Source organism: Pseudomonas sp. 102515, from assembly GCF_031085165.1.
Lineage (GTDB): Bacteria > Pseudomonadota > Gammaproteobacteria > Pseudomonadales > Pseudomonadaceae > Chryseomonas.
The window spans coordinates 1193587-1217911 of record NZ_JAVHTY010000001.1; the positions used below are offsets into that span (position 1 = coordinate 1193587).

The 24325-nt window shown below is 66.5% G+C and carries 21 protein-coding genes and 1 pseudogene; 15 read left to right on the forward strand and 7 right to left on the reverse strand.

The genetic code is table 11. From position 1 onward, the window contains the following. Positions 1-56: 56 nt before the first annotated feature. Positions 57-1247 carry a sugar transporter gene (locus tag RCF34_RS05475; protein WP_308707242.1) on the reverse strand — a complete coding sequence of 397 codons (1191 nt, stop codon included), beginning with the start codon at positions 1245-1247 and terminating at the stop codon, positions 57-59. A 417-nt stretch (positions 1248-1664) separates the two neighbouring features. Between RCF34_RS05475 and RCF34_RS05480 the strand changes: the two genes are divergently transcribed. After that, positions 1665-2000 carry a DUF305 domain-containing protein gene (locus tag RCF34_RS05480; protein ID WP_308707243.1) on the forward strand — a complete coding sequence of 112 codons (336 nt, stop codon included), beginning with the start codon at positions 1665-1667 and terminating at the stop codon, positions 1998-2000. A 61-nt stretch (positions 2001-2061) separates the two neighbouring features. Next, the gene (locus RCF34_RS05485; protein ID WP_308707528.1) at positions 2062-2442 is read left to right on the forward strand and encodes a VOC family protein; all 381 of its coding nucleotides are present in this window, start codon (positions 2062-2064) and stop codon (positions 2440-2442) included. Here RCF34_RS05485 and RCF34_RS05490 read toward each other — a convergent pair. Beyond that, positions 2439-3287 carry a CAP domain-containing protein gene (locus RCF34_RS05490; RefSeq protein WP_308707244.1) on the reverse strand — a complete coding sequence of 283 codons (849 nt, stop codon included), beginning with the start codon at positions 3285-3287 and terminating at the stop codon, positions 2439-2441. The genes RCF34_RS05485 and RCF34_RS05490 overlap by 4 nt on opposite strands. Before the next feature lie 153 nt (positions 3288-3440). On the opposite strand from RCF34_RS05490, the gene RCF34_RS05495 reads away from it, so the two are divergent. The 5 genes and pseudogenes from RCF34_RS05495 to RCF34_RS05515 all read left to right on the forward strand — a co-directional run bounded on the left by RCF34_RS05495 (position 3441) and on the right by RCF34_RS05515 (position 9055). Continuing rightward, on the forward strand, positions 3441-3722 hold the full coding sequence (locus RCF34_RS05495) for a peptidylprolyl isomerase (RefSeq protein ID WP_064307472.1): 282 nt from the start codon (positions 3441-3443) through the stop codon (positions 3720-3722). A 93-nt stretch (positions 3723-3815) separates the two neighbouring features. Next, positions 3816-4235: pseudogene (locus RCF34_RS05500) on the forward strand (GFA family protein); the annotation flags it as partial. A gap of 239 nt (positions 4236-4474) precedes the next feature. After that, positions 4475-6508, forward strand: a complete 2034-nt coding sequence (locus tag RCF34_RS05505; RefSeq protein WP_308707246.1) for a methyl-accepting chemotaxis protein — start codon at positions 4475-4477, stop codon at positions 6506-6508. A 595-nt stretch (positions 6509-7103) separates the two neighbouring features. Further along, positions 7104-8699: an isocitrate lyase gene (locus RCF34_RS05510; RefSeq protein WP_308707247.1), complete on the forward strand. Its 1596-nt coding sequence runs from the start codon at positions 7104-7106 to the stop codon at positions 8697-8699. Positions 8700-8725: 26 nt separating this feature from the next. Continuing rightward, complete coding sequence (locus RCF34_RS05515) at positions 8726-9055, forward strand: hypothetical protein (protein WP_059226730.1); 330 nt, start codon at positions 8726-8728, stop codon at positions 9053-9055. Positions 9056-9169: 114 nt separating this feature from the next. Here RCF34_RS05515 and prpD read toward each other — a convergent pair whose 3' ends face one another. From prpD to RCF34_RS05535, 4 genes are all read right to left on the reverse strand, one after another. Beyond that, a complete protein-coding gene (prpD, locus tag RCF34_RS05520) occupies positions 9170-10654 on the reverse strand; it encodes a 2-methylcitrate dehydratase (protein WP_308707248.1) in 1485 nt (494 codons plus the stop codon). A 115-nt stretch (positions 10655-10769) separates the two neighbouring features. Beyond that, entirely contained in the window at positions 10770-11897 is a 1128-nt protein-coding gene (prpC, locus tag RCF34_RS05525) for a 2-methylcitrate synthase (RefSeq protein WP_308707249.1), read from the reverse strand. Positions 11898-12118: 221 nt separating this feature from the next. Further along, entirely contained in the window at positions 12119-13006 is an 888-nt protein-coding gene (gene prpB / locus RCF34_RS05530; RefSeq protein WP_308707250.1) for a methylisocitrate lyase, read from the reverse strand. An 87-nt stretch (positions 13007-13093) separates the two neighbouring features. Next, on the reverse strand, positions 13094-13855 hold the full coding sequence (locus RCF34_RS05535; RefSeq protein WP_308707251.1) for a GntR family transcriptional regulator: 762 nt from the start codon (positions 13853-13855) through the stop codon (positions 13094-13096). A 153-nt stretch (positions 13856-14008) separates the two neighbouring features. On the opposite strand from RCF34_RS05535, the gene pabB reads away from it, so the two are divergent. From pabB to RCF34_RS05550, 3 genes are all read left to right on the forward strand, one after another. Continuing rightward, on the forward strand, positions 14009-15352 hold the full coding sequence (pabB, locus tag RCF34_RS05540) for an aminodeoxychorismate synthase component I (RefSeq protein ID WP_308707252.1): 1344 nt from the start codon (positions 14009-14011) through the stop codon (positions 15350-15352). Between the two features lie 47 nt (positions 15353-15399). Next, positions 15400-16020, forward strand: a complete 621-nt coding sequence (locus RCF34_RS05545) for a phosphoadenosine phosphosulfate reductase family protein (protein WP_133862732.1) — start codon at positions 15400-15402, stop codon at positions 16018-16020. 61 nt (positions 16021-16081) lie between these two features. Next, positions 16082-17362: an MFS transporter gene (locus RCF34_RS05550; protein ID WP_308707253.1), complete on the forward strand. Its 1281-nt coding sequence runs from the start codon at positions 16082-16084 to the stop codon at positions 17360-17362. On the opposite strand, the gene RCF34_RS05555 is transcribed toward RCF34_RS05550, so the two are convergent. After that, the gene (locus tag RCF34_RS05555; RefSeq protein ID WP_308707254.1) at positions 17335-18645 is read right to left on the reverse strand and encodes an MFS transporter; all 1311 of its coding nucleotides are present in this window, start codon (positions 18643-18645) and stop codon (positions 17335-17337) included. The two genes, RCF34_RS05550 and RCF34_RS05555, sit on opposite strands and share 28 nt — an antisense overlap. A 268-nt stretch (positions 18646-18913) precedes the next feature. Here RCF34_RS05555 and RCF34_RS05560 point away from each other — a divergent pair, with 268 nt between their 5' ends. The 5 genes from RCF34_RS05560 (at position 18914) to araG (ending at position 24307) form a co-directional block, all read left to right on the forward strand. Further along, a complete protein-coding gene (locus RCF34_RS05560; RefSeq protein WP_308707255.1) occupies positions 18914-19669 on the forward strand; it encodes a FadR/GntR family transcriptional regulator in 756 nt (251 codons plus the stop codon). A 29-nt stretch (positions 19670-19698) separates the two neighbouring features. Next, complete coding sequence (locus RCF34_RS05565) at positions 19699-20385, forward strand: FadR/GntR family transcriptional regulator (RefSeq protein WP_308707256.1); 687 nt, start codon at positions 19699-19701, stop codon at positions 20383-20385. 82 nt (positions 20386-20467) lie between these two features. Next, the gene (locus tag RCF34_RS05570; protein WP_308707257.1) at positions 20468-21337 is read left to right on the forward strand and encodes an SMP-30/gluconolactonase/LRE family protein; all 870 of its coding nucleotides are present in this window, start codon (positions 20468-20470) and stop codon (positions 21335-21337) included. A 221-nt stretch (positions 21338-21558) separates the two neighbouring features. Further along, positions 21559-22563, forward strand: coding sequence for a substrate-binding domain-containing protein (locus RCF34_RS05575; RefSeq protein ID WP_308707258.1), 1005 nt, complete (start codon positions 21559-21561; stop codon positions 22561-22563). Between the two features lie 217 nt (positions 22564-22780). Then, positions 22781-24307, forward strand: coding sequence for an L-arabinose ABC transporter ATP-binding protein AraG (araG, locus tag RCF34_RS05580; RefSeq protein WP_308707259.1), 1527 nt, complete (start codon positions 22781-22783; stop codon positions 24305-24307). Positions 24308-24325: the final 18 nt, after the last annotated feature.

The window sequence follows — 24325 nt, forward strand, 5'->3', positions numbered from 1 at the left end:
TTCGCGACCCCTGGGTCGCGTGGTCAAGGCGCCTCGCGAGAGACGCCCCCCAGGCCTCACAGCGGATTGGCGTTGAGTTGCTCGGCGTAGCGGCGGGTCATGAAGATCGCGAACAGCAGGCCGGCCACCGCCAGGCTGCCGCCGACCAGACCGATGTAGGGCATACCGACATGGGTCCCCACCACGCTGCCGAGCAGGGCGCCGCCGCCGATGCCGACGTTGTAGATGCCGGAGAACAGCGCCATGGCCACGTCGGTGGCGTCCTTGGCCAGGGCCAGCACCTTGGCTTGCAGCGCCAGGCCGAAACTCATGATGGCGATGCCCCAGACCACGCTCAGCCCCTCCAGCATGAAGCCCTTCCAGGCGAAGGGCAGCAGCAACAGCAGCGACAGGGCGATGCCGGCGATGGCCGCGACCAGGAAGCCATTGGGGAATCTCAGGCTGTAGCGGCTGAACAGCAGCGAACCGATGACGCCGGAGCCGCCGAACAGCAGCAGCAAGGCGGTGATCTGCATGCCGCCCATGCCCGCCACTTCCACGGCGAAGGGCTCGATATAGCTGTAGCCGGTGAAGTGAGCGGTCACCACCAGGGTGGTGAGCAGGTAGATGCACAGCAGCGCCGGGCGCTTGAACAGCACCGGCAGGCTGGCCAGGGAACCGGAGTTCTCGCTGGGCAGCAGCGGCAGGTTGCGCGCCAGCCACAGGACCGTGCCCACCGCCAGCGCCGCGATGGCGACGAAGGTGTAGCGCCAGCCCAGCAATTCGCCCAGTACCCGGCCCAGCGGGATACCCAGCACCATGGCCAGGCAGGTACCGGTGGCCAGCAGGCCGAGCGCCTGGGTCTGCTTGCCGGCCGGGGCGATGCGCACCGCCAGCGAGGCGGTGATCGACCAGAACACCGCATGGGCGAAGGCGATGCCGATGCGACTGGCCACCAGCACCTCGAAGCTCCAGGCCACCCCGGAGAGGCCGTGGCAGGCGATGAAGACGATGAAGACGAACATCAGCAGGCGCCGCCGCTCGATGGAGCGGGTGGCGAGCATCATCGGCAGCGACATCAGGGCGACCACCCAGGCATAGATGGTCAGCATCAGCCCGACCTGCGAGGGACGCATGTCGAAACTGCGGCCGATGTCGCTGAGCAGCGCCACCGGCACGAATTCCGTGGTGTTGAAGATGAAGGCGGCCAGGGCCAGGGCGATGACACCGGACCAGCTGGATTTCCGGGCTTCGGCGGTAGCATCCATGGGGGGTCTTCTACTCCAGAGCGAAAGGGTGGACAGCGACTTCCAGGCAGAAAGCCGACGACGAAAACCCACGAGCAAAGGCTTGGCCCGCCTGCGACGCCTGTTCGCGAGCGAGAAGTCTGCTGTAGGTAGGGATTGGAATTGGATGTGGTAAAAATTCTACGCTGCAGCCTCGGACCATCACAACCACCCGCAGTTGCGCCTGGCTGCCACGATCAGCCGGTCAGAGTACCCAACTGCCTGATCGGCAGCGCCTTTTCGCCCAGGGACCGGCTTGCCACCTAGCCGTCGCTGCGACAAAACATCGCGAAACCTTTTGCCCGGCGCCGGCTCCGAGCGAAACATGCCGGATGATTTGACCTTACCCCAGGGGCAAGCTCTAGCCTCGGCGTCGTCAGCCCAGTCAGGAGCCCGAACATGCGTATCGTCCTTACCTCCACCCTGCTCGCCCTCACCCTGCTGGCGGGCGGCGTCGCCCAGGCCGCCGAAACCCAGCACCAGACCCACCAGGACATGCAGAAGAGCATGGAAGCCATGCACCAGGGCATGGAAGAAGGCCTCAAGGCCAAGGACCCGGACCTGGCCTTCGCCAAGGGCATGCTGGCCCACCACGAGGGCGCGGTGGACATGGCCCGCTACCAGCTCCAGCACGGCAAGGACCCGGAGATGCGCAAGCTGGCCGAAGACATCATCCAGGCCCAACAGAAGGAAATCGACCAGCTCAATCGCTGGATCAAGGCCCACGGCAAGTGATGGTGCACCGCGTCCGGGACTGGCACAGTGAAGCGCCAGTCCCGTCGCGGAGACCGCCATGCTGATCAACCATCTGGATCATCTGGTCCTGACCACCACGGACCTCGCTGCCTGCGAGGATTTCTACACCCGGGTGCTGGGTATGCGCCTGGAGACCTTCGGCGCGGGGCGCAAGGCGCTGCGCTATGGCGACCAGAAGATCAACCTGCACGAGCGGGGCCACGAATTCGAACCCAAGGCGCACCTGCCGGTGCCGGGCGCGCTCGACCTCTGCTTTATCGCACGCCAGCCGCTGGACGCCGTGATCGCCCATCTCCAACGCGAAGGCTGGCCGATCTTGGAAGGCCCGGTGGCGCGCACCGGCGCGACCGGACCGATCCGCTCGGTCTATGTGCGCGATCCCGATCTCAACCTCATCGAGATCGCCGAGTACCCGACCTAGCGCGGCCGGCCGAACACCTGGGTCCAGTAGAGGCTGTGGGTGCTGCGCGGATTCAGGGCATAGGCCGCGCCCATTTCGGTGAATTCCGGATTCATCAGATTGGCGCAGTGGCCCGGACTCGCCAGCCAGCCCTGCATGGCCTGGGTGACCGAACCGGCGCCGGCGGCGATGTTCTCGCCGATGCGGGTCCAGCCGTAGCCCTGCCTGGCCACCCGCTCGGCCACGGTGCCGCCGCCGGGCGCGGTATGGGAGAAGTAGTCGCGACCGGCCATGTCCTGGCTGTGGGCCAGGGCGGCATTGGCCAGCGCCGGATTCCAGCGCAGCGGCGTGGTGGCGGCGAAGCGGCGGGGGCCGCAGGTGCGCGCCTGGGCCCGGGCGCGATTGACCTCGGCCAGCACCGCCTTGCCGGCGGTCTGCCAGTCGCCCAGGCCGGCGCTCACCACCGGCCGCGCCAGCACCAGTTGCCAGCGCGGTCCCTGCTGGCTCACCCCGATCTGCGCATAGTCACTGCTGGCCAGCGGTCGGCAATACTGCTGGCGCAGCCCGGCCATGGCCGCCTGGGCGGTCGGTGCGCCCGCCAGCATGATCACCTGCACCGCCGACGCCTGGTAACCCGCGGCGCGCAGATCGCTCTGCAGCCGATCCCGTCCGGTCAGGCGCACCGCCGCCAGGCGACCGTCGGCGGCGAGGGCCGCCGCAGCGCGGGTGCCGGGGCAGCCCTGGGGGGCGGCGCGATAGGCGTTGATCAGGCTGACCAGCCGCGCCTCCTCGGGCGTCGCCGCCAGGGCGGCATCGGCCAGCAGGCTCGTGGTCAGCAGCAGGAAAAAGGCAAGAAGGCGAGGCATGTGCGGGCCAATCCGAAAAACAGGGAAGCGCTGTTTACCCGCCCTGAACCTGTGGCGCAACCCAAACGGCTCGCCAGCCGAGGAACGGATGGCAGTTTGCTTGCAGGGGTGATTGGGGTAGGCTCGCCCGCTCATTCAACAGGAGTCTCTCCCATGGCCAAAGCCTCTGCCCGCCACATCCTGGTTTCCAGCGAAGACAAGTGCAACGAACTCAAAGCCGCCATCGAAGGGGGCGCCGACTTCGCCCAGGTGGCCAAGGACAACTCCAGCTGCCCCTCCAGCCGCCAGGGCGGCGACCTGGGCACCTTCCGCCCGGGCCAGATGGTCAAGGAATTCGACACCGTGGTGTTCAGCGCGCCCCTGCACCAGGTCCAGGGTCCGGTAAAGACCCAGTTCGGCTATCACCTGGTGGAAGTCACCAGCCGCGAGGATTGATCGCGCCGGTGCTCCCGCTCACGGCGGGAGCACCTCCCTTCCCTGCGTCCAACCGACTATCCTGCAGACTTCCTGCCTCCCGAGGATAGCGCCATGCCCCTGCCCCTCGAACGTCACGGCCAATGCCTGTGCGGCGCCGTCCAGCTGGATTGCCGCCTCGACACCCTGGCCGTTTCGGCCTGCCATTGCCGGACCTGTCGCCGCTGGGGCGGTGGCCCGCTGCTGGCGGTGGAATGCGCCCAGCCGCCGGTGATCGGTGGGGGCGACGCCCTGGCCGTCCATGCCTCCTCCGACTGGGCCGAGCGCGGCTTCTGTCGTCACTGCGGCACCCACCTGTTCTACCGCCTCAAGGCCGAGCCGCACTACGCCATTCCGGTGGGACTGCTCGAGGGTGAGGACTGGTGGCTGGACAGCGAGATCTTCATCGAGGAACAGCCCGCCTGGTACTGCTTCGCGCACTCGCGCCGCCAGCTGACCGGTGCCGAAGCCTTGGCCGAGCACGACAGCCAGGACGAGTTGCCGGGGTCCGACTCCGACTTCGCCCATGACCGCCGGTCGTCTGACCCTGGGTGACTCCGGACAGGGCGCTTAGCGCGCCAAGGCTCGTCCCAGAGCCCCATTCTCATCCCCACCCCTGAGCCACCCTGCCCGCGTGCCTGCGGCCTGGGCGCACACCCCCATCAAGCCGCCGCCAAACGCGCCGATGCCTGGGTGAACTCCCTTTCCCAGCCTGCCAGACAAGAGGAACAATCATGGGGTTTCTGCAACGCTTCGGCGCGCGCGCCCGCCTGGGCGGTAGCGGCGTGTTCAGCCTGACCTGCTCCGCCCGCGAACTCGGCGACCGCCTCGGCGGCGTCGCCCTCAAGCCCACCTTCATCACCGGCTTCGTCTCGCCGCACCTGGACCTGGACGCCATCGCCCGGCAACTGGTGGCCCGCTTTCCCGAGGCCTCCATCAGCCTGTGCACCACCTCCGGCGAACTCTGCGGCAGCGAACAGCGCCTGTACTGCGCCGCCGACGGCGCGTGGGACCGGCTGGTGCTGCAATTCTTCGACGCCTCGGTCATCGCCTCGGCCGAGGTGGTGCACGTCCCGCTGGACAGCGAGGACATCCGCCGGGGCGGACCGCGGCGCAGCATGAAGGAACGCCTCGCCCGCCTGACCGAGTCGCTCAAGCGCCTGCAGGTGCGCACCTCCATCGATCACCGCGATACCCTGGCCTTCGTGCTGTTCGACGGCCTGTCCGCCTCGGAATCCTTTTTCATGGAAGCGCTGTACGAGTCAGGCCGCTTTCCCTGCCTGTTCGTCGGTGGCTCCGCCGGCGGCAAGGGCGACTTCCGCCAGACGCTACTGCACGATGGCCGCCAGGCCTATGAAAACCATGCCCAGCTGGTCTTCCTGAAGATGGCCCGGAACACCCGCTTCGGGGTGTTCAAGAGCCAGAACTTCAGCGCTACCCCGCTCAGCCTCAGTGTCCTCACCGCTTCCCTGGAAGAGCGCTACATCAGCCAGGTGGTCGACAGTCGTGGCCAGATCAAGAGCATGGTGGCCGCCCTCTGCGAGGCCCTGAGCTGCCGCGCCGAGCAGCTGGAGCAGCGCCTGGCGGACTACTCCTTCGCCATCCGCGTGGGCGAGGAGCTGTTCGTCCGCTCCATCGCCCGCATCGACTACGCGCGCGAGCGCATCCACCTGTTCTGCGACGTGGCGCCCGGCGAAGAGCTGGTGATGGTCAAGCGCACCTCCCTGGTGGACACCACCCGCCAGGACTTCGCCCGCTTCCTGCAGGGCAAGAACGGCATCCCGCTGGTGGGGGTGCTCAACGACTGCATCCTGCGCCGCGCCAACAATGGCGCCGAGCTGCCGCGCATGGGCGAGGTGTTCGGCCAGACGCCAGTGGTGGGTTTTTCCACCTTTGGCGAGATCCTCGGTCTGAACCTCAACCAGACGCTCACCGCGGTGTTCTTTTTCCGCACTCCCGAAGGTGCCCCCTTCCGCGACGACTACGTCGACAACTTCGCCGCCCACTACGGTGAATTCAAGGCCTTCTTCCTGCGTCGACAGATCAAGAAGCTGGCGGGCCTGAGCCAGGTGGTGGTCAACCAGATCGACGAATTCAAGCGGCAGAACTTCACCGGAATCGTGGATGCCCAGGGCCTCGACGACTCCATCCAGGCCGTATTCGGCGGCCTCGCCGATCTTGGCCAGGTCTTGCGCCAGGCGCACCAGAGTCGCCAGGAGATCGGCGAACAGCTGCGGCACTACTCCGGCGAATTGCACAGCAGCATGGACGATCTGGCAGGCAACATCCTGCAACAGGGCGAAGTCACCCGGCAGGCCGACAGCACCGTGCAGAACCTCACCGACCAGGCCGAGGACGTGGTGCGCAGCGCCAACGAGTTGAGCCAGTCGAGCCTGCGCATCCAGTCCATCGTCCAGGTGATCCAGCAGATCGCCGGCCAGACCAACCTGCTGGCGCTCAACGCGGCCATCGAGGCGGCGCGCGCTGGCGAAAGCGGCCGGGGCTTCGCGGTGGTGGCCGACGAGGTGCGCAACCTCGCGGCCATCACCCACAAGAACGCCGCCGAGATAGGAGCCGACATCGACCAGCTGTCCCGCGCCATCAGTGAGGTGGGTACCCATATCGCCGGCCAGGCCAAGGACGTGGGTTCGCTGCAGGATCTGCTCGCCGCCCTGCGCGAGTCCGGCCGTCTCACTGCCCAGACCTCCCACCGCACCAAGGACATCGCCGATACCCTCACCGGCCTCACCGCCGCCACGTCGTCCTAGGTCGCGAGGACTTACCGTTCGTCGGCACTGACCGGCAAGTCTCGCCTGCCGCTCGCGTATCTGCCCCTCACCAGGGGCAGATACCGGTGGGTGTCGGATCACCTTCCGAGTGACCGCAGAGTCACGGCCAGCGCCGTGGCTTGCGGCTCTATTTTGCCCCCGTCAGCGACCCATGAGTCAGCAATAGACGCCCCAAACCCGCTCCCGACAGCGCCTACGACTTTTGTAGTGACTATACGAAAGCACTACAAAACTCGGTTGACGACCGCCTCCTCTCCTGCAAATCTCTAGCTGCACCGGACGCGAACCCCCTATCCATGCGGGTCGCGCCTGGGCTCCGGGTGACCCTCGGGCCGTCTTGCGTAGTGATGCTCAAGAGGCACTACAAGAGAAGACGACTGAAATGCCGCGCTGCTCGAGGCAGCGTCGCCAGAGGTGACGTCCGGATCCATGCAGGAACGTACGGCGACATGACTCGACAGCTGGGCTGACCTTTCGCCTTCGCGACCGGCATCCGGGTGGCAACCGCCATCCCGCTGCCGGACGTTGGGAAAAGACTGGTACCCAAGCCAACCTTATCGAGAAGGATCGACTCATGTCCGCTTACGAGAACGACGTTCAGGCCATCGCCGCCCTCAAGAACAGCACCGGCAATCACTGGAGCGCCATCAATCCGGAATACGCCGCGCGGATGCGCCTGCAGAATCGCTTCAAGACCGGTCTCGACATCGCCCGCCACTGCGCGGCCATCATGCGCCGGGACATGGCCGCCTACGACGCCGACAGCAGCGCCTACACCCAGTCGCTGGGCTGCTGGCACGGCTTCATCGGGCAGCAGAAGCTGATCGCCATCAAGAAGCACCTGGGCAGCACCCAGGGTCGTTACCTCTACCTGTCCGGCTGGATGATCGCCGCGCTGCGCTCGGAATTCGGCCCGCTGCCCGATCAGTCCATGCACGAGAAGACCAGCGTGCCGGCGCTGATCGAAGAGCTCTACACCTTCCTGCGCCAGGCCGACGCCCGGGAGCTGGCCATGCTGTTCCGCGACCTGGACGCCGCCCGCGCCGCCGACGAGAACGCCAAGGCCGCCGCCATCCAGGCCAGGATCGATGACTACGAGACCCACGTGGTACCGATCATCGCCGACATCGACGCCGGTTTCGGCAACGCCGAGGCCACCTACCTGCTGGCCAAGAAGATGATCGAAGCCGGAGCCTGCTGCATCCAGCTGGAAAACCAGGTCTCCGACGAGAAGCAGTGCGGTCACCAGGACGGCAAGGTCACGGTGCCCCACGAGGACTTCCTGGCCAAGATCAATGCGGTGCGCTACGCCTTCCTCGAACTGGGCGTGGACGAGGGCGTCATCGTCGCCCGCACCGACTCCCTGGGCGCCGGCCTGACCAAGCAGATCGCCGTGAGCAAGCAGCCGGGCGATCTGGGCGACCAGTACAACGGCTTCCTCGACTGCGACGAGGTGGACGCCAGCCAACTGGGCAACGGCGACGTACTGATCAGCCGTGGCGGCAAGCTGCTGCGGCCCAAGCGCCTGGCCAGCGGCCTGTTCCAGTTCCGCGCCGGCAGCGGTGTGGACCGGGTGGTGCTGGACTGCATCACCTCGCTGCAGAACGGCGCCGACCTGCTGTGGATCGAGACCGAGAAGCCTCACGTCGGCCAGATCAAGGCCATGGTCGACCGCATCCGTGAGGTCGTGCCCAACGCCAAGCTGGTCTACAACAACAGCCCCTCCTTCAACTGGACGCTGAGCTTCCGCCAGCAGGTGTTCGACGCCCTGCAGGCCGAGGGCAAGGACGTGTCCGCCTACGACCGCGCCAAGCTGATGAGCGTGGACTACGACGACACCGAACTGGGGCGCCTGGCCGACGCCCGGATCCAGAGCTTCCAGCGCGACGCGGCGCGTGAGGCGGGCATCTTCCACCACCTGATCACCCTGCCCACCTACCACACCGCGGCCCTGTCCACCGACAACCTGGCCAAGGGCTACTTCGCCGAGGAAGGCATGCTGGCCTACGTCAAGGGCGTGCAGCGCCAGGAGATCCGCCAGGGCATCGCCTGCGTCAAGCACCAGAACATGGCCGGCTCGGACATGGGCGACGACCACAAGGAATACTTCGCCGGCGAGGCCGCGCTCAAGGCGGCGGGCAAGGACAACACCATGAACCAGTTCCATTGATCACGGCCACTGCGGAGGACACGCTCATGAACCTGAACGACAACCCCAGCCTGGACGATCTCAAGCAACTGTTCGGCCGGCTCAAGGACAAGAACCACACCCACATCCTCTGGGTCTGCGAGAGCGGCGCGGTGCACGTCGACCGCCTGCCCGGCGGCGAGACGCCCGAGCAGTTCGAGGAGCGCCATCCCAGCCTGCGCATCCGCTTCAAGACCTACAACAAGGGCGGCGGCTACGTCGGCAAGTCGGCGGCGGCGGACGACAACTTCATCAGGAGCGTCCACGCCGCCCTGCAGGAGCACTGGCGCCTGGCCGGCCGGCAACAACGCCCGGCCTATGTGGATCGCTACTGCTAGCCATGAAAAAGGGCGCGCCGGATGGTGGACCACCCGGCGCGCCCTGCCCCACCTCCGAGGCGACTCGTCCGCTCCTGCATGGCCCTGCAGGCTCGGTCGAATCGCCTCTTCTGTTTACAACACGAACAGATCGACGAAGCGGTGTACCGGGGTAGCCTCCAGTCCTGCCTGGTCCTTGCACAGCTCGAAGACCTGGGCGCAGCGAGCGGCCGGGAAGCGCGTCGCCAGGTTGCTCTGGAATTTGCGCTCCAACAGCGGAATGCCCTCTTCGCGGCGACGGCGATGGCCGATGGGATATTCCACGGCGATCTTCTCGGTGCTGCTGCCGTCGGTGAAGAACACCTGCAGGGCGTTGGCGATGGAACGCTTGTCGGCTTCCAGGTACTCGCGGCTGTAGCGCTCGTCCTCGACGATCTCCATCTTCTCGCGCAACTGGTCGATGCGCGGATGAGCCTGGTGGAAGGCGTCCTCGTAGTGCTCGGCGACCAGGTCGCCGAACAGCAGCGGCACGGCGATCATGTACTGCAGGCAGTGGTCGCGGTCGGCGGCGTTGGCCAGGGGGCCCTGCTTGGAGATGATGCGGATGGCCGATTCGTGGGTGGTCACCACGATCTTCTCGATCTGATCGACGCGATCGCGCACCTGGGGATGCAGGATCACCGCGGCCTCGGCGGCGGTCTGCGCATGGAATTCCGCCGGGAAGCTGATCTTGAACAGCACGTGTTCCATCACGTAGCTGCCGAAGCCCTGGGGGAAGCGGAACTGGCGCTGGTTGGCCGGCTTGGTGGCCAGGTCCTTGTTGGTGTGACTGAACAGCACGTCGTAGAAGCCCCACTGGGGCGCGCTGAGCACCCCAGGGATGCCCATCTCGCCGCGCAGGGCGATGTCGGCCAGGCGCACGCCACGGCTGGAGGCGTCACCGGCGGCCCAGGACTTGCGGCTGCCCGCATTGGGCGCATGGCGATAGGTGCGCAGCGCCTGGCCATCGACGAAGGCGTGGGACAGCGCCGCCAGCAATTGCTCGCGGTTGGCGCCCATCAGCTTGGCGCTGACCGCGGTGGAAGCCAGCTTGACTAGGAAGACGTGGTCGAGACCGACGCGGTTGAAGGAGTTCTCCAGGGCGAAGACGCCCTGGATCTCGTGGGCCATGACCATGGCTTCCAGCACCTGGCGCATGGTCAGGGGCGCTTCGCCCTGGGCCACGCGGCGCTGGGAAAGGTGGTCGGCCACCGCCAGGATGGCACCGAGGTTGTCGGAAGGATGGCCCCACTCGGCGGCCAGCCAGGTGTCGTTGTAGTCCAGCCAGCGAATGATGCAGCCGATGTCCCAGGCCGCCTTGACCGGGTCCAGGCGATAGCTGGTGCCCGGCACCCGCGCGCCCTGGGGCACCAGGGTGCCCTCCACCTGGGGGCCGAGCAGCTTGGTGCACTCGGGGAAGCGCAGGGACAGCAGGCCGCAGCCAAGGGTGTCCATCAGGCAGTTGCGGGCGGTGTCCAGGGCCTCGCGGGAGGTGACCTGGTAGGTCAGCACGTAGTCGGCCAGGTCCTGGATGACCTGGTCGTAGTCGGGCCGGTTGTTGAGATCGACGTTGGCGCTCATGGGCTAGGGTTCCTTACAGCGTGGTCATGGCGGTCCGCCGGTGCGGCCGCTCCTACGGGGTTTGGCCGCCACGGGGCGCTCCTGTAGGAGCTTCCGTGGCCGCGATCAGCTTTGTTTAGCGATTGGCGATGGGCGTGAAGGCCCGCTGCTCGACGCCGATGTAGTCCGCGCTGGGGCGGATGATGCGGTTGTCGGCGCGCTGCTCGAAGACGTGGGCGCACCAGCCGGCCGTGCGCGAGCAGACGAAGATCGGCGTGAACAGCGGTGTCGGGATACCGAGGAAGTGATAGGCCGAGGCGTGGTAGAAGTCGGCGTTGGGAAACAGCCCCTTCTCTTCCTTCATGGTGCGGTCGATGGCTTCCGAGACCGGGAACAGCACGCTGTCACCCACCTCCGCCGCCAGTTGCCGGGCATAGTCCTTGATCACTTCGTTGCGCGGATCGCTGTCGCGGTAGATGGCGTGGCCGAAGCCCATCACCTTCTCCTTGCGCTCGAGCATCTGCTTCAGACCGCTGACCGCCTCCGCGGGCGAGGCGAAGCGTTCGATCAGCGCCATGGCCGCCTCGTTGGCGCCGCCGTGCAGCGGCCCACGCAGGGAGCCGATGGCGCCGGTGACGCAGGAATAGAGATCCGACAGTGTCGAGGCGCAGACCCGGGCGGTGAAGGTGGAGGCGTTGAATTCGTGCTCGGCATAGAGGATCAGCGAGACGTTCATCACCCGCGCATGCAACTCGCTGGGCGCCTTGCCGTGCAGCAGGGTCAGGAAGTGGCTGGCGATGTCCGGGGCGTCGCTCGTGCACTCGATGCGGGTGCCGGTCTGGCTGAAGTGATGCCAGTAGAGCAGGATCGCCGGGAAGGCGCCGAGCAGGCGATCGGCCACCTGCTGCTGGTCGGCGAAGCTGTGCTCCGGCTCCAGGGTACCCAGCAGCGAGGCGCCGGTGCGCATCACGTCCATGGGGTGGGCACTGGCGGGGATGCGCTCCAGGCCTTCCCTGAGCGGCTGCGGCAGGTCGCGCAGCGCGGCCAGGCGCTGGCGATAGGCGTCCAGTTGCGCCTGGGTGGGCAGCTCGCCATAGAGCAACAGGTGGGCGACCTCCTCGAAGTCGGCCCCGGCGGCCAGCTCACGGATGTCATAGCCCCGGTAGGTGAGGCCGGCGCCGGTCTTGCCGACGGTGCAAAGCGCGGTGCGGCCGGCGACCTGGCCACGCAGGCCGGCGCCACCGAGGGTTTTGCTGTCTGCCATCGTCTCGCTCCTCTTGGAGTTGTTGTGCGAAAAAGCGGGCGTTCTAAGCTTTCTTTACGATCTCGCGAGCTAGCGACAAACAAGGCGGAAGTGGCTGAGGAATCGGATCGGACTCGCGCTCGAGTTCACGAGTGGTAAATGAGCATTCCGATGGGGCCGCCCAGGCCGGGCTGGCGACCCAGGCCGCTTCCAACGCAGTTTGGCCGACGCGCAGCAGATCGTTAGGATTTCTGCTGCTGGAACAGGCGATCCAGCTGGTCTTCATACCGGTGATAGTCGATGCGGTCATAGAGTTCGGCGCGGGTCTGCATGGTATCGACCACCGCCTGCTGGCCGCCGTCGCGACGGATCGCCGTGTAGACGTTTTCGGCGGCGCGATTGGCCGCACGGAAGGCCGACAGCGGATAGAGCACCAGGCCCACGTCGGCCCCGGCCAGCTCCTCGGTGGTGAACAGCGGCGTGGCGCCGAATTCGGTGATGTTGGCCAGGATCGGCACCCCCACCGCCCGGGCGAACTGGTGGTACATCGGCAACTCGGTGATGGCCTCGGGAAAGATCATGTCGGCGCCGGCCTCGACGCAGGCGCAGGCGCGGTCGATGGCGGCCTGCAGGCCTTCCACCGCCAGGGCATCGGTGCGCGCCATGATCACGAAGTCCGGGTCGGTGCGGGCATCCACCGCCGCCTTGATGCGGTCGACCATCTCCTGCTGGCTGACGATCTCCTTGCCCGGCCGATGACCGCAGCGCTTGGCGCCCACCTGATCCTCGATGTGCATGGCCGCCGCGCCCGCCTTGATCAGGGCGCGGGTGGTGCGGGCCACGTTGAAGGCCGAGGCGCCGAAGCCGGTGTCGACATCCACCAGCAGCGGCAGGTCGCAGACATCGGTGATGCGGCGGACGTCGATGAGCACGTCTTCCAGGCCGCTGATGCCCAGGTCCGGCAGCCCCAGGGAGCCGGCCGCGACCCCGCCGCCGGACAGGTAGATGGCCTGGAAGCCGGCACGCCTGGCCAGCAGCGCATGATGGGCGTTGAGGGTGCCGACCACCTGCAGCGGGCGTTCGGCGGCGACGGCGGCGCGGAATTTCTGGCCGGGACTGAGGGCATTCATGGCGTTACCTCGACTGATCGGTGACTAGGCTCTGTACGAAAAATGCCTGCGCTCGGTGATGCTTCGTTGAAAAAGGCTTCTGAATGCTCATTTACCACTCGTAAACTCCGCTTCCTCAGCCTTTTTCGCCTCGCCTGACCTTCGCTCGGCGACTTTTCGTACAGAGCCTAGGGGATGGTGCTGCAGGTTGCGCTTGGAGGCGGCGATGTGGCGGCGCATCAGCAGCTCGGCCAGCTCGCCGTCGCCCTCGGCCAGGGCATCGAGGATGCGATGGTGCTCGGCGAAGGCCTGGCGTGGTCGATTGGGGGTGGCGGAGACCTTGAGCCGGTACATGCGTACCAGGTGATAGAGCTCGCCGCAGAGCAACCGCACCAGCATGCCGTTGCCGCTGGCCTGGATGATGCGGTAGTGGAAGTCATGGTCGCCTTCCTGCAGGTAGTAGCCGGTGCCGGCCTGGAACGCCGGATCACGCTCGTGGGTATCCAGCAGCTGGCGCAATTCGCCGATGCCCTGGGGCGTGAGGCGCTCGGCCGCCAGGCGGCAGGCCATGCCTTCGAGGGATTCGCGGATTTCGTAGAGTTCGACCAGTTCGGCCAGGCTCAGGGCGACGACCCGGGCGCCGGCATGGGGCACCCGCACCACCAGGCGCTGGCCTTCCAGCCGGTGGATGGCTTCGCGCAGCGGCCCGCGGCTGATGCCGTAGGTGCGGGCCAGCTCGGGCTCGGAAATCTTGCTGCCCGGCGCCACGTCGCCACGGACGATGGCCTCGCGGATCCGGCGGAACACCTGCTCGGAAAGGGTCCCGCTGTCGGTCTCGGACGCTTCAGCCTGGAAGAGGCTATCGATCATTGTCGACACCTTTTGTGTTTATGGGCTGAATAACTACGCCTGAACGCCTTTCCAGTCAATATTTGTCGACAATCCAGCTGTGACAGCCTGTATCTCGCCCCGCCAGGAGCGGTTCGCTACACTAGCGCGCCGTCCCTCCCAGCCGACCTCCTCATGCCCCTCTGCCACCTGCATCCCCTGCCCTACCACGCCGATCCCACGGTGCGTTTCGCCCTGCTGCAAGGCGAACCCGGCGCGGTGCTGCTGGACTCCGGGCGGCCAGTGGCCGAGCGGGGTCGCTACGACCTCATGGCAGCCTGGCCGCTGCAGGTGCTGCAACCCGCCTCCGGTGAGACGGGCCACGCCTTTTTTGCGCGGACGCGCGCGGCCCTGGCCAGCCTGGGTCGCGCCGACCTGCCGGAGGGTGCGGACCTGCCCTTCGCCGGTGGCCTGCTGGGTTATCTCGGCTATGACTTCGGTCGGCGCCTGGAGCGCCTGCCCGCGGGCGCCCGCGCCGACCTGGCGCTGCCCGATGCGCGCCTGGGCCTCCATGCCTGGGCGCTGGTCAGCGATCACCAGGCGCGGACCAGCCAGCTGGTCTGCCATCCGGCGCTGGACGCGGGGGAACGCCAGCGCCTGATCGCCCTGTTCGACGCCGGGGAAACGCCCAAGGCCGAAGGCTTCCGGCTGACCGCCCCCTTCGCCGCCGACATCGACGAGCCCACCTATCGCCAGCGCATCGAGGCCATCCAGGCCTATATCGCCGCCGGCGACTGCTACCAGGTCAACTTCGCCCAGCGCTTTCGCGCACCCTTCCAAGGTTCATCCTGGACCGCCTACCAGGCCCTGCGCGCGGCCTGCCCGACACCCTTCTCCGGCTACCTGGCGCTGGAGCGCGGCGCCCTGCTCAGCCATTCGCCGGAGCGCTTCCTGCGGGTGAGTCGCGGCGAGGTGGAAACGCGCCCGATCAAGGGCACCCGGCCCCGGCGCCCCGAGGCCGGGGCCGATGCCGCCGAAGCCAGCGCTCTGTTGGCCAGCCCCAAGGATCGCGCTGAGAATCTGATGATCGTCGACCTGCTGCGCAACGACCTGGGGCGTAGCTGCCGGATCGGCTCGGTGCGGGTGCCCGAGCTGTTCGCGCTGGAGAGCTATCCCAACGTCCACCACCTGGTCAGCGCCGTCACCGGCGAACTGGCCGCGGGCCTCGACGCCCTCGACCTGCTGGCCGGCAGCTTTCCTGGTGGCTCCATCACCGGCGCGCCGAAGATCCGCGCCATGCAGATCATCGACGAGCTGGAAGAGACCCGGCGGGGTCCCTACTGCGGCTCGCTGCTCTATCTGGACGTGCGCGGCGAGAGCGACAGCTCCATCCTGATCCGCAGCCTGCTGGCCGAAGACGGGGTGCTCAGTTGCTGGGGCGGCGGCGGCATCGTCATGGATTCCCACTGGGAAGACGAATACGCCGAATCCCTGGCCAAGGTGCGGGTGCTGCTGGAGACGCTGGCAGCCCACAGCTGATCGGGCTTTGCTACCATGGCAGCACCCTTCCCCGGCTGGAGCCCGCCATGTCCCTCGATCTCGCCCGCATCAACGCCGACCTCGGCCGCGATCCCGAAAAGCTCGTCGCCTGGGCCCTGGGCCTGGGCAAGAGCGCCATCGTCACCACCAACTTCCGGCCCTTCGAGGCGGTGATCCTGCACCTGGTCAGCCAGGTCAAGCCGGATATCCCGGTGGTCTGGATGGACAGCGGCTACAACACCCCCGCCACCTACCGCTGCGCCGACGAGATCGTGCGCAAGCTCGGTCTCAACCTGGTGACCTACCTGCCCAGGCGCTCGCGCGCCCATCGTGAGGCCATCGATGGCCCGGTGCCGGGGCTGGACGATCCGCGCCACGCCGCCTTCACCGAAGAGGTCAAGCTGGAACCCTTCGCCCGCGCCCTGCGCGAGACGGCGCCCGAGGTCTGGTTCACCGCCCTGCGCGCCACCGACACCGCGGTGCGCGCCCAGATGGACCCGGTCAGTGTCAACCCGGACGGCCTGATCAAGGTCGCACCGCTGCTGCACTGGACCTCCAAGGACCTCTACCAGTACCTCACCGCCCACGACCTGCCCAACGAATTCGACTACTTCGACCCCACCAAGGGTGACGAAAACCGCGAGTGCGGCCTGCACCTCGCCCACTGACTCGATGCCTGCCACGCGCCCGCTTCCGGGCGCGCGCCCCGTCCTCGCTGAAACAACGCCCATGACCGCTTCCCGCCCTATCCACTCCCGCAAGGGCGTCTTCGCCGTGGTGCTCGGCAACGCCGTGGAGTTCTTCGACTTCGGCGTCTACGCCACCTTCGCCGTGCTCATCGGCCAGGTGTTCTTTCCCTCGCAGAACGCCTTCGCCAGCCTGATGGCCAGCGTCATCACCTTTGGCGTCGGCTTCGTCGTCCGGCCACTGGGCGCCATCCTCATCGGCGCCTGGGCCGACCGCGTCGGCCGCAAGCCGGCGATGCTGCTGACCATGGTGTTGATGGCCCTGGGCACCGGTGGCATCGCCGTACTGCCCGGCTACGAGCAGATCGGCATCGCCGCCCCCATCCTGCTGGTGCTGACCCGGCTGCTGCAGGGGCTGGCCTGGGGTGGCGAAGCCGGCCCGGCCACCACCTACATCCTGGAAGCGGCGCCGCTGCACAAGAGAGGCACCTACGCCTGCTGGCAGGTGGTGGCCCAGGGGCTGGCCGCGGTGGCGGCCGGTCTGATCGGCTATGGCCTGACCCTCTGGTTGACGCCGGAGCAGCTGCTCGCCTGGGGCTGGCGCCTGCCCTTCCTGCTGGGCCTGGCGATCCTGCCCATCGGCCTCTATATCCGCCGCGGCCTGGTGGATACCCACGTCGGCGAAACCCGGAGCACCGGAGCGGTGCTGGGCGAGGTGCTGGCCACCCAGCGGCGGCCACTGCTGCTGGGGCTGCTGATCCTCTCCGGCAGCACCATCACCCAGTATTTCCTCAACTACATGACCACCTTCGCCCTGGTGGAGCTGAAGCTGCCCGCCGGGATCGCTATGCTCGCCACCCTGGTGATGGGCGCGGCCATGGCGGTCTGCTCGATCCTGGGCGGTGTGCTCAGCGATCGCTACGGTCGACGCATCGTGCTGATCCTGCCGCGACTGCTGTTGCTGGTGCTGCTCTATCCGGCGCTGGAGCTCATCACCCGGGCACCCAGCCCGGGCATCTTCCTGCTGACCCTGGCCGTGCTCTCCGGCTTGCACGGCATGAGCGGCGCGGCCCTGATCGTGCTGCTGGTGGAAAGCTTTCCCCAACGGGTGCGGGCGACCGGCTTCTCGCTGGTCTATGCGCTAGGGGTGGCGGCCTTCGGTGGCACCGCCCAGATCGTGGTGACCTGGCTGATCGGCGCCACCGGCGATCGCATGGCGCCGGCCGCCTACCTGCTGGTGGCCAACCTGGTCTGTCTCGGCGCCGCCTGGTTCGCCGCCGAGACCTGTCCGGGGCGTCAGCCGGCGGAACGCTCCGCGGCATAACCTTCTTCCCGACGGTTCTTGCGCTCCAGGCGGGTGTAGACGATGCCGGTGAGCAAGAGACCGAACAGCAGCACCGCGGCCAGCAGATAGAGCCCCGAGGCCAGGGTGCCGGTCGCCGCCTTGAGCGCACCGATGCCATAGGGGCCGAGATAACCGCCGAGGTTGCCCACCGAGTTGATCAGGGCGATACCGGCGGCGGCGCTGGCCCCGGCGAAGAAGCGACCCGGCAGGGTCCAGAACAGCGCGGTGAGGGAAAACAGACAGAAGGCCACCACCGACAGCGCCGCCAGTTGCAGCACGGCGGTACCGAACCAGGCGCTGCCGGCCATGGCCAGGGCGCCCACCCCATAGAGCACGGCCAGGTGCCCATAGCGATCGCCCAGGCGATCCGAACTGCGCGGCACGATGAGCAGGCCGAGGATGCCGAAGGCATAGGGGATCGCCGAGATGAAGCCGGTGGTGAGATCGCTGCCGCCGAACTGGTGGATCAGCGTCGGCAGCCACAAGCCCAGGCCATAGATGCTCAGGGTCACCGGCAGATAGTAGAGCGCCAGGAGCAGCACCCGGCGGTCCTTGAGCGCATGCAGGGGGTTGCCATGGCGGGTCTGGTCGAAGAGATGCAGGTCCTTTTCCAGCTCCGTCGCCAGCCAGCGCTTTTCATCGGCCGCCAGCCAGGCGACCTGTTGCGGACCATCCGGCAACCGGGTCAGGGTCGGCCAGGCCAGCAGCACCGCCGGCGCGCCGATGCAGAGGAACAGCCACTGCCAGCCGTGCAGGCCGAGCGCGCCATCCAGTTGCAGCAGCATGCCTGACAGCGGCCCCGTCACCAGCATGGCGATGGGCTGGGAGAGGATGAACAGCCCCATGATCTTGCCGCGATGGCGTACCGGAAACCACTGAGTGAGGTAGTAGAGCACCCCGGGAAAGAAGCCGGCCTCGGCCGCACCCAGCAGGAAGCGCATGACATAGAAGCTGTTCGGTCCCTGGACGAAGGCCATGCCCATGGTGATGGCACCCCAGGTCACCAGGATACGGGCGAACCAGCGGCGCGCACCGAAGCGTTCCAGCAGCAGGTTGCTGGGCACCTCGCAGAGGAAATAGCCGATGAAGAACAGGCCGGCACCGAGGCCGTAGGCGGCATCGCCGATGCCGATGTCGGCGCCCATGTGTAGCTTGGCGAAGCCCACGGCAGAGCGGTCGATGTAGGCGACCAGATAGAGCAATACGAGAAAGGGGACCAGCTTGAGCGTGATCCGACGGATGAGGGCGGATTCAGAGTGCATGGCGTTCTCCGACTTGTTGTTATTGTGCGGTTGAAGCGCAGATCGACCCAAAGTCTAACGTAATATCATTGAGACGTTAAATACCCATTTAGCGCCATTAATCAGCTCTTAAGTTAATTTTGATAATACTAAAATAATGTTACGAAGTAGGAAATCTTACCACTTGATTTCCGCTGATCCGCATTACAGAGCCGCTTAGCCCGCGATGACATCAGTTATCGCGCTGATGGTGTTATAGTGATGGCACGACGACTTCGGATGCCTTTCGATGAATTACAAGACACCGCTGCCGCGCAAAAGCAGACACGCTCGCATCGTCCATGAGCTCGGTACCCAGATCGTGTCTGGACACTTTCTGCCAGAACAGCGCCTGCCTCCCGAGGCGCAGCTGTGCGAAGAGTACGAAGTGAGCCGCCCCGTCCTACGTGAGGCCACCCGGGTTCTCGTGGCCAAGGGTCTGGTCAGGTCCAAGCCCAAGGTCGGTACCGTGGTCAAGCCACGCAACGAGTGGCATCTGCTCGATCCGGACGTGCTCCATTGGCTGCTGCAGAGCGATTCGCGGCACAGCTTCTACGAGACCCTGGTCAAGGTGCGCAACATCATCGAGCCGGAGGTCGCCGCCATGGCGGCTGCCAATGCCCAGCCCGAAGACGTGAAGGCCATCGAAGACGCCTACGAGCGGATGGAGCAGGCGGCGGACATCGCCAACATGGCCGAGCCGGACATGGCCTTTCACCTCTCCATCGCCACTGCCACCCACAACGAATTGCTGATTCATCTCTACAGCATCATGTTGCTGCCGGTGCGGGACTATCTGGAACGCTCCTCGGCGCTGTTCGCCACCGGAGAAAGCCTCAACCTGCTGGTCTCCCGGCACAAGGCGATCCTCACCGCGATCCAGCACCGCGACCCCCTTACCGCTCGGCATGCCGCCATCGCCCAGCTGGCCGGTGTCGATGACATGGTGGCCGAAGCCTTCCGGCCGCAGCCCTTGTCTGAAAGTGAAATTTCGTATGATCATTGAGGCCAAGAACCCACTCGCGGTATGCCCTCATGTCCAGCAGCTACCATGCCTCTACCGTAGAACAACTCGGCCAGCGACTCGCGGCCGGGCAATTTCCACCCGGTAGCGCCCTCAAGGTAGAGGCGGATCTCTGCCAGGAGCTGGGCGTCAGCCGCACCATCCTGCGCGAGGCGATCAAGACCCTGGCGGCCAAGGGCATGCTGGAAGTCGGCCCCAAGGTCGGCACCCGGGTCCTGCCGCTCAGTCGCTGGAATCTGTTCGATACCCAGGTGGTGGGCTGGCTGGCCACGGGCGGTCTGCCGGCTCATTTCGTCAAGGACCTGCTGGATCTACGCCACGCCATCGAGCCGGCGGCGGTACGCTGGGCCTGCGAAAGGGCCACCCCCGAGCAGGTCCAGGCGATCCAGGTCGCCTACCAGCACCTGGAAGCGTCGCTCAATGGCGGCGACTACAACACCGCCGACCAGCGCTTCCACGAATGCGTCCTGGCGGCCAGCCACAATCAGTTCATCGAGCAGATGGTGCCCGCCCTGGGCGCGCTGCTGGCCGCCTCCTTCACCCTGTCGTCGGCCGATCCCGACGAATTGCGGCGCACCCTCCCCCTGCACAAGGCCCTGGCCGACGGCATCGCGTCGCGCGATGCGGCGCGCGCCGTCTGGGCCTGCATGATGCTGATCGACAGCGCGGCGCTGACCCTGGCGCGCTATACCGATTGACGTCGCGCCTGGCGCAACCTGCGTAGCGTTTCGGGTTCCCATGCCTGAACGTTTCGTCCTGCCACAACAAGAGAGGTGAACGATGGATTGGCAGCCGCTGCTTCCCCAGCGCTTCAAACTGGCCGAGGGGCCCTTCTGGGACCAGGAAACCCAGGCGCTCTACTGGGTAGACATCGCCGGCTTCAAGGCCTGCCGTCTGCGCGGCGAGCATTATCAGGAATGGCAGCTGGATCGCCCCTGCTCCGCCTTCGTGCCCACGGTCCGCGGCGATGCCCTGGTGACCCTGCCGGATGGCGTCTTCCGCCTGGATCTCGACTCCCCGCCAGAGCGTCCCGCCCTGGAACGCTTCTGCGTCGCCGATCCCGATCCGGGCAATCGCGGCAACGAAGCCCGCTGCGATGCCCAGGGACGTCTCTGGCTGGGCACCATGCAGAACAACCTCGATGCCCAGGGCGGCGACGTGGCCATCGACCGGCACTCGGGCGGCCTGTTCCGCATCGATCCCGACGGCAGCGTCAGCCGTCACGCCAGCGGCCTCGGCATCGCCAACACCCTGGTGTGGAGCGCGACCGACAACCACGTCATCAGCGCCGACACCCTCAAGGACACCCTCTATCGCTACCCGCTGGATGCCAACGGCAACCTGGGGACCCCGACCGTCTGGGCCGGTCCCCACGAGCGCGGCTCGCCGGACGGCTCGGCCATCGACAGCGAAGGCTGCGTGTGGAACGCGCGCTGGGATGGCAACTGCCTGCTGCGCTTCTCGCCGGAGGGCGACCTGCTGGAGATCGTCGAACTGCCGGTGCAGCGGCCCACCAGCTGCGTCTTCGGCGGAGCGGATCTGCGCACCCTGTACGTCACCACCGCCGCCGCCGAGGGTGCCCTCGACGGCGCCCTGCTGCGGGCGACCGCGCCGGTAGCCGGCATGCCCTGCCACAGATTCGCCGGCTGATTCATCCTACCGACCCAGGCGCCCTGCCAAGGCGCCTGTCTGCTTCGGGCCCTATGTAACAGCCTGGTGACAGAGGTGACGAAAAATCTCGTCACCTTTTTCTTGCGCCCGCACCCATCCAATCATAATATCAATGCAGAGCGGTGTCGTCTGACCTCCACGACGGCAGCCCGCCGCCTCGCATTGCCTGGCCACACCAATAAAAACAAGGAGTTCCAGCTATGTTCCGTGTTCCGGGAGTTCGTTCTCTGCTGCGTGCCGCCCTCGCCGCCGGCGCTGTCAGCCTGTCCCTCTCTGCTTTCGCCGCCGATCCGGTCAAGATCGGCTTCCTGGTCAAGCAACCCGAGGAACCCTGGTTCCAGACCGAGTGGGCCTTCGCCGAGAAAGCCGCCAAGGACAAGGGCTTCACCCTGCTCAAGATCGCCGTGCCGGATGGTGAGAAGACCCTCGCCGCCATCGACAGCCTGGCCGCCAACGGCGCCAAGGGCTTCGTGATCTGCCCGCCCGACGTCTCCCTCGGCCCGGCCATCGTGGCCAAGGCCAAGCTCAACGACCTCAAGGTCATGGCCGTGGACGACCGCTTCGTCGACGCCAAGGGCAAGTTCATGGAAGACGTGCCCTACCTGGGCATGGCCGCCTTCGAGGTCGGCCAGCAGCAGGGCGCCGCCATGGCCGCCGAAGCCGAGAAGCGCGGCTGGAAGTGGGATGACACCTATGCGGTGATCAACACCTACAACGAGCTGGATACCGGCAAGAAGCGCACCGACGGTTCGGTGGAAGCCCTGAAGAAGGCCGGCCTGCCCGCCGACCACATCATCTTCGCGCCGCAGAAGACCCTCGACGTGCCCGGCAGCATGGACTCCACCACCTCCGCGCTGGTCAAGCTGCCTGCGGGCGCCAAGCACCTGATCATCGGCGGCATGAACGACAACACCGTGCTGGGCGGCGTCCGCGCCACCGAAAGCGCCGGCTTCAAGGCCGAGCAGGTGATCGGCATCGGCATCAACGGCACCGATGCCATCGGCGAATTGAAGAAACCCAACAGCGGCTTCTTCGGCTCCATGCTGCCCAGCCCACACGAAGAGGGCTACCAGACCGCCAGCATGATGTACGAGTGGGTGACTACCGGTAAGGAACCGCCCAAGTACACCGCGATGGACAAGGTCACCCTCATCACCCGTGCCAATTTCCAGCAAGAGCTGGAAAAGATCGGCCTCTGGAAGTGATGACCCCGGCGGCGCCCGTGCTGGCGCCGCCCCCTCTTTCATCTGGAGCCTTTATTACGATTCAGCGAGCTAGCGACAAACAAGGCGAAAAGACTTTAGGAAGCGCAGTTTACGATCAGTAAATGAGCATTCCGACGGGGCTGGCCCTCCAGAGGCTTTTCAACACGGTTTGGCCGACGCGCAGCAGATCGTAAAAAGGTTGTGACAGGAGTGCCTCATGGCAGCCTTGGAACACACCACCGCCCAGAGCGCCGACAGTCTCGGTTTCGTCGGCATCGGCAAGACCTTTCCCGGCGTCAAGGCGCTCGCCGACATCTCCTTCAACGTGCGGCCCGGCTCGGTGCACGCCCTCATGGGCGAGAACGGCGCCGGCAAGTCGACGCTGCTGAAGATCCTCAGCGGCTACCATGCCCCCACCACCGGCCACCTCAACATCGATGGCCAGGAACTGGTGTTCAAGAGCACCGCCGAAGCCATTCGCGCTGGCGTCGCCGTGATCCAGCAGGAACTGCAGCTGGTGCCGGAGATGACCGTCGCCGAGAACCTCTTTCTCGGACACCTGCCGGCGCGTTACGGCATCGTCAATCGTGGCCATCTGCGCCGCCAGGCCCTGGACCTGCTCAAGGGCCTGGCCGAAGAGATCGACCCCAACACCAAGGTCGGGCGCCTGTCGCTCGGTCAGCGCCAGCTGGTCGAGATCGCCAAGGCGCTCTCCCGCGGCGCCCGCGTCATCGCCTTCGACGAGCCGACCAGCTCGCTGTCCGCCCGCGAGACCGATCGGCTGATGACCATCATCGCCCGGCTGCGCGACGAAGGCCGGGTGGTGCTCTATGTCTCCCACCGCATGGAAGAGGTCTTCCGCATCTGCGACGCGGTGACGGTGTTCAAGGACGGTCGCCACGTGCGCACCATCGAGCGCCTGGCCGACATCACCCCCGACCAGCTGATCACCCTGATGGTCGGCCGCGATCTCGCCGACATCTACGACTACCGGCCGCGCGCGATCGGCGGCGGCTGCCTCAAGGTCGAGGGCCTGCTCGGCCAGGGCCTGCAGCAGCCGGTGGGCTTCGAGGTCTGCCAGGGCGAGATCCTCGGCCTGTTCGGCCTGGTCGGTGCCGGTCGCACCGAGCTGCTGCGCCTGCTGGCGGGTCTGGAAAAGCACAAGGCCGGCAGCCTGAGCCTCAAGGGCGCCCCGGTCAGCCTCAGGTCACCGCGCGACGCCATCGCCGCCGGCATCCTGCTCTGCCCGGAAGATCGCAAGAAGGAAGGCATCGTGCCCCTGGCCAGCGTGGCCGAGAACATCAACATCAGCGCCCGCCCCCATCACGCCAGCCTCGGCTGCCTGATCCAGGGCCGCTGGGAAAAGGCCAACGCCGAAAAGCAGATTCGCGCGCTCAACGTGAAGACGCCCCATGCCGGGCAGAAGATCAAGAATCTCTCCGGCGGCAACCAGCAGAAGGCCATCCTCGGTCGCTGGCTGTCGATGCCCATGCAGGTGCTCTTGCTCGACGAACCCACCCGCGGCATCGATGTGGGCGCCAAGTCGGAGATCTACGCCATCATCCATGACCTCGCCGCCCGCGGCATCGCCGTGGTGGTGGTCTCCAGCGACCTGATGGAAGTCATGGGCGTGGCCGATCGCATCCTGGTCATGAGCGAAGGCGCCATCACCGGCGAGGTGGCCCGCGCCGAGTTCAACGACGAGCGCCTGCTGCAACTCGCCCTGCCCCGTACCCGTGCCTGAACGGCCTGACAACAAGAC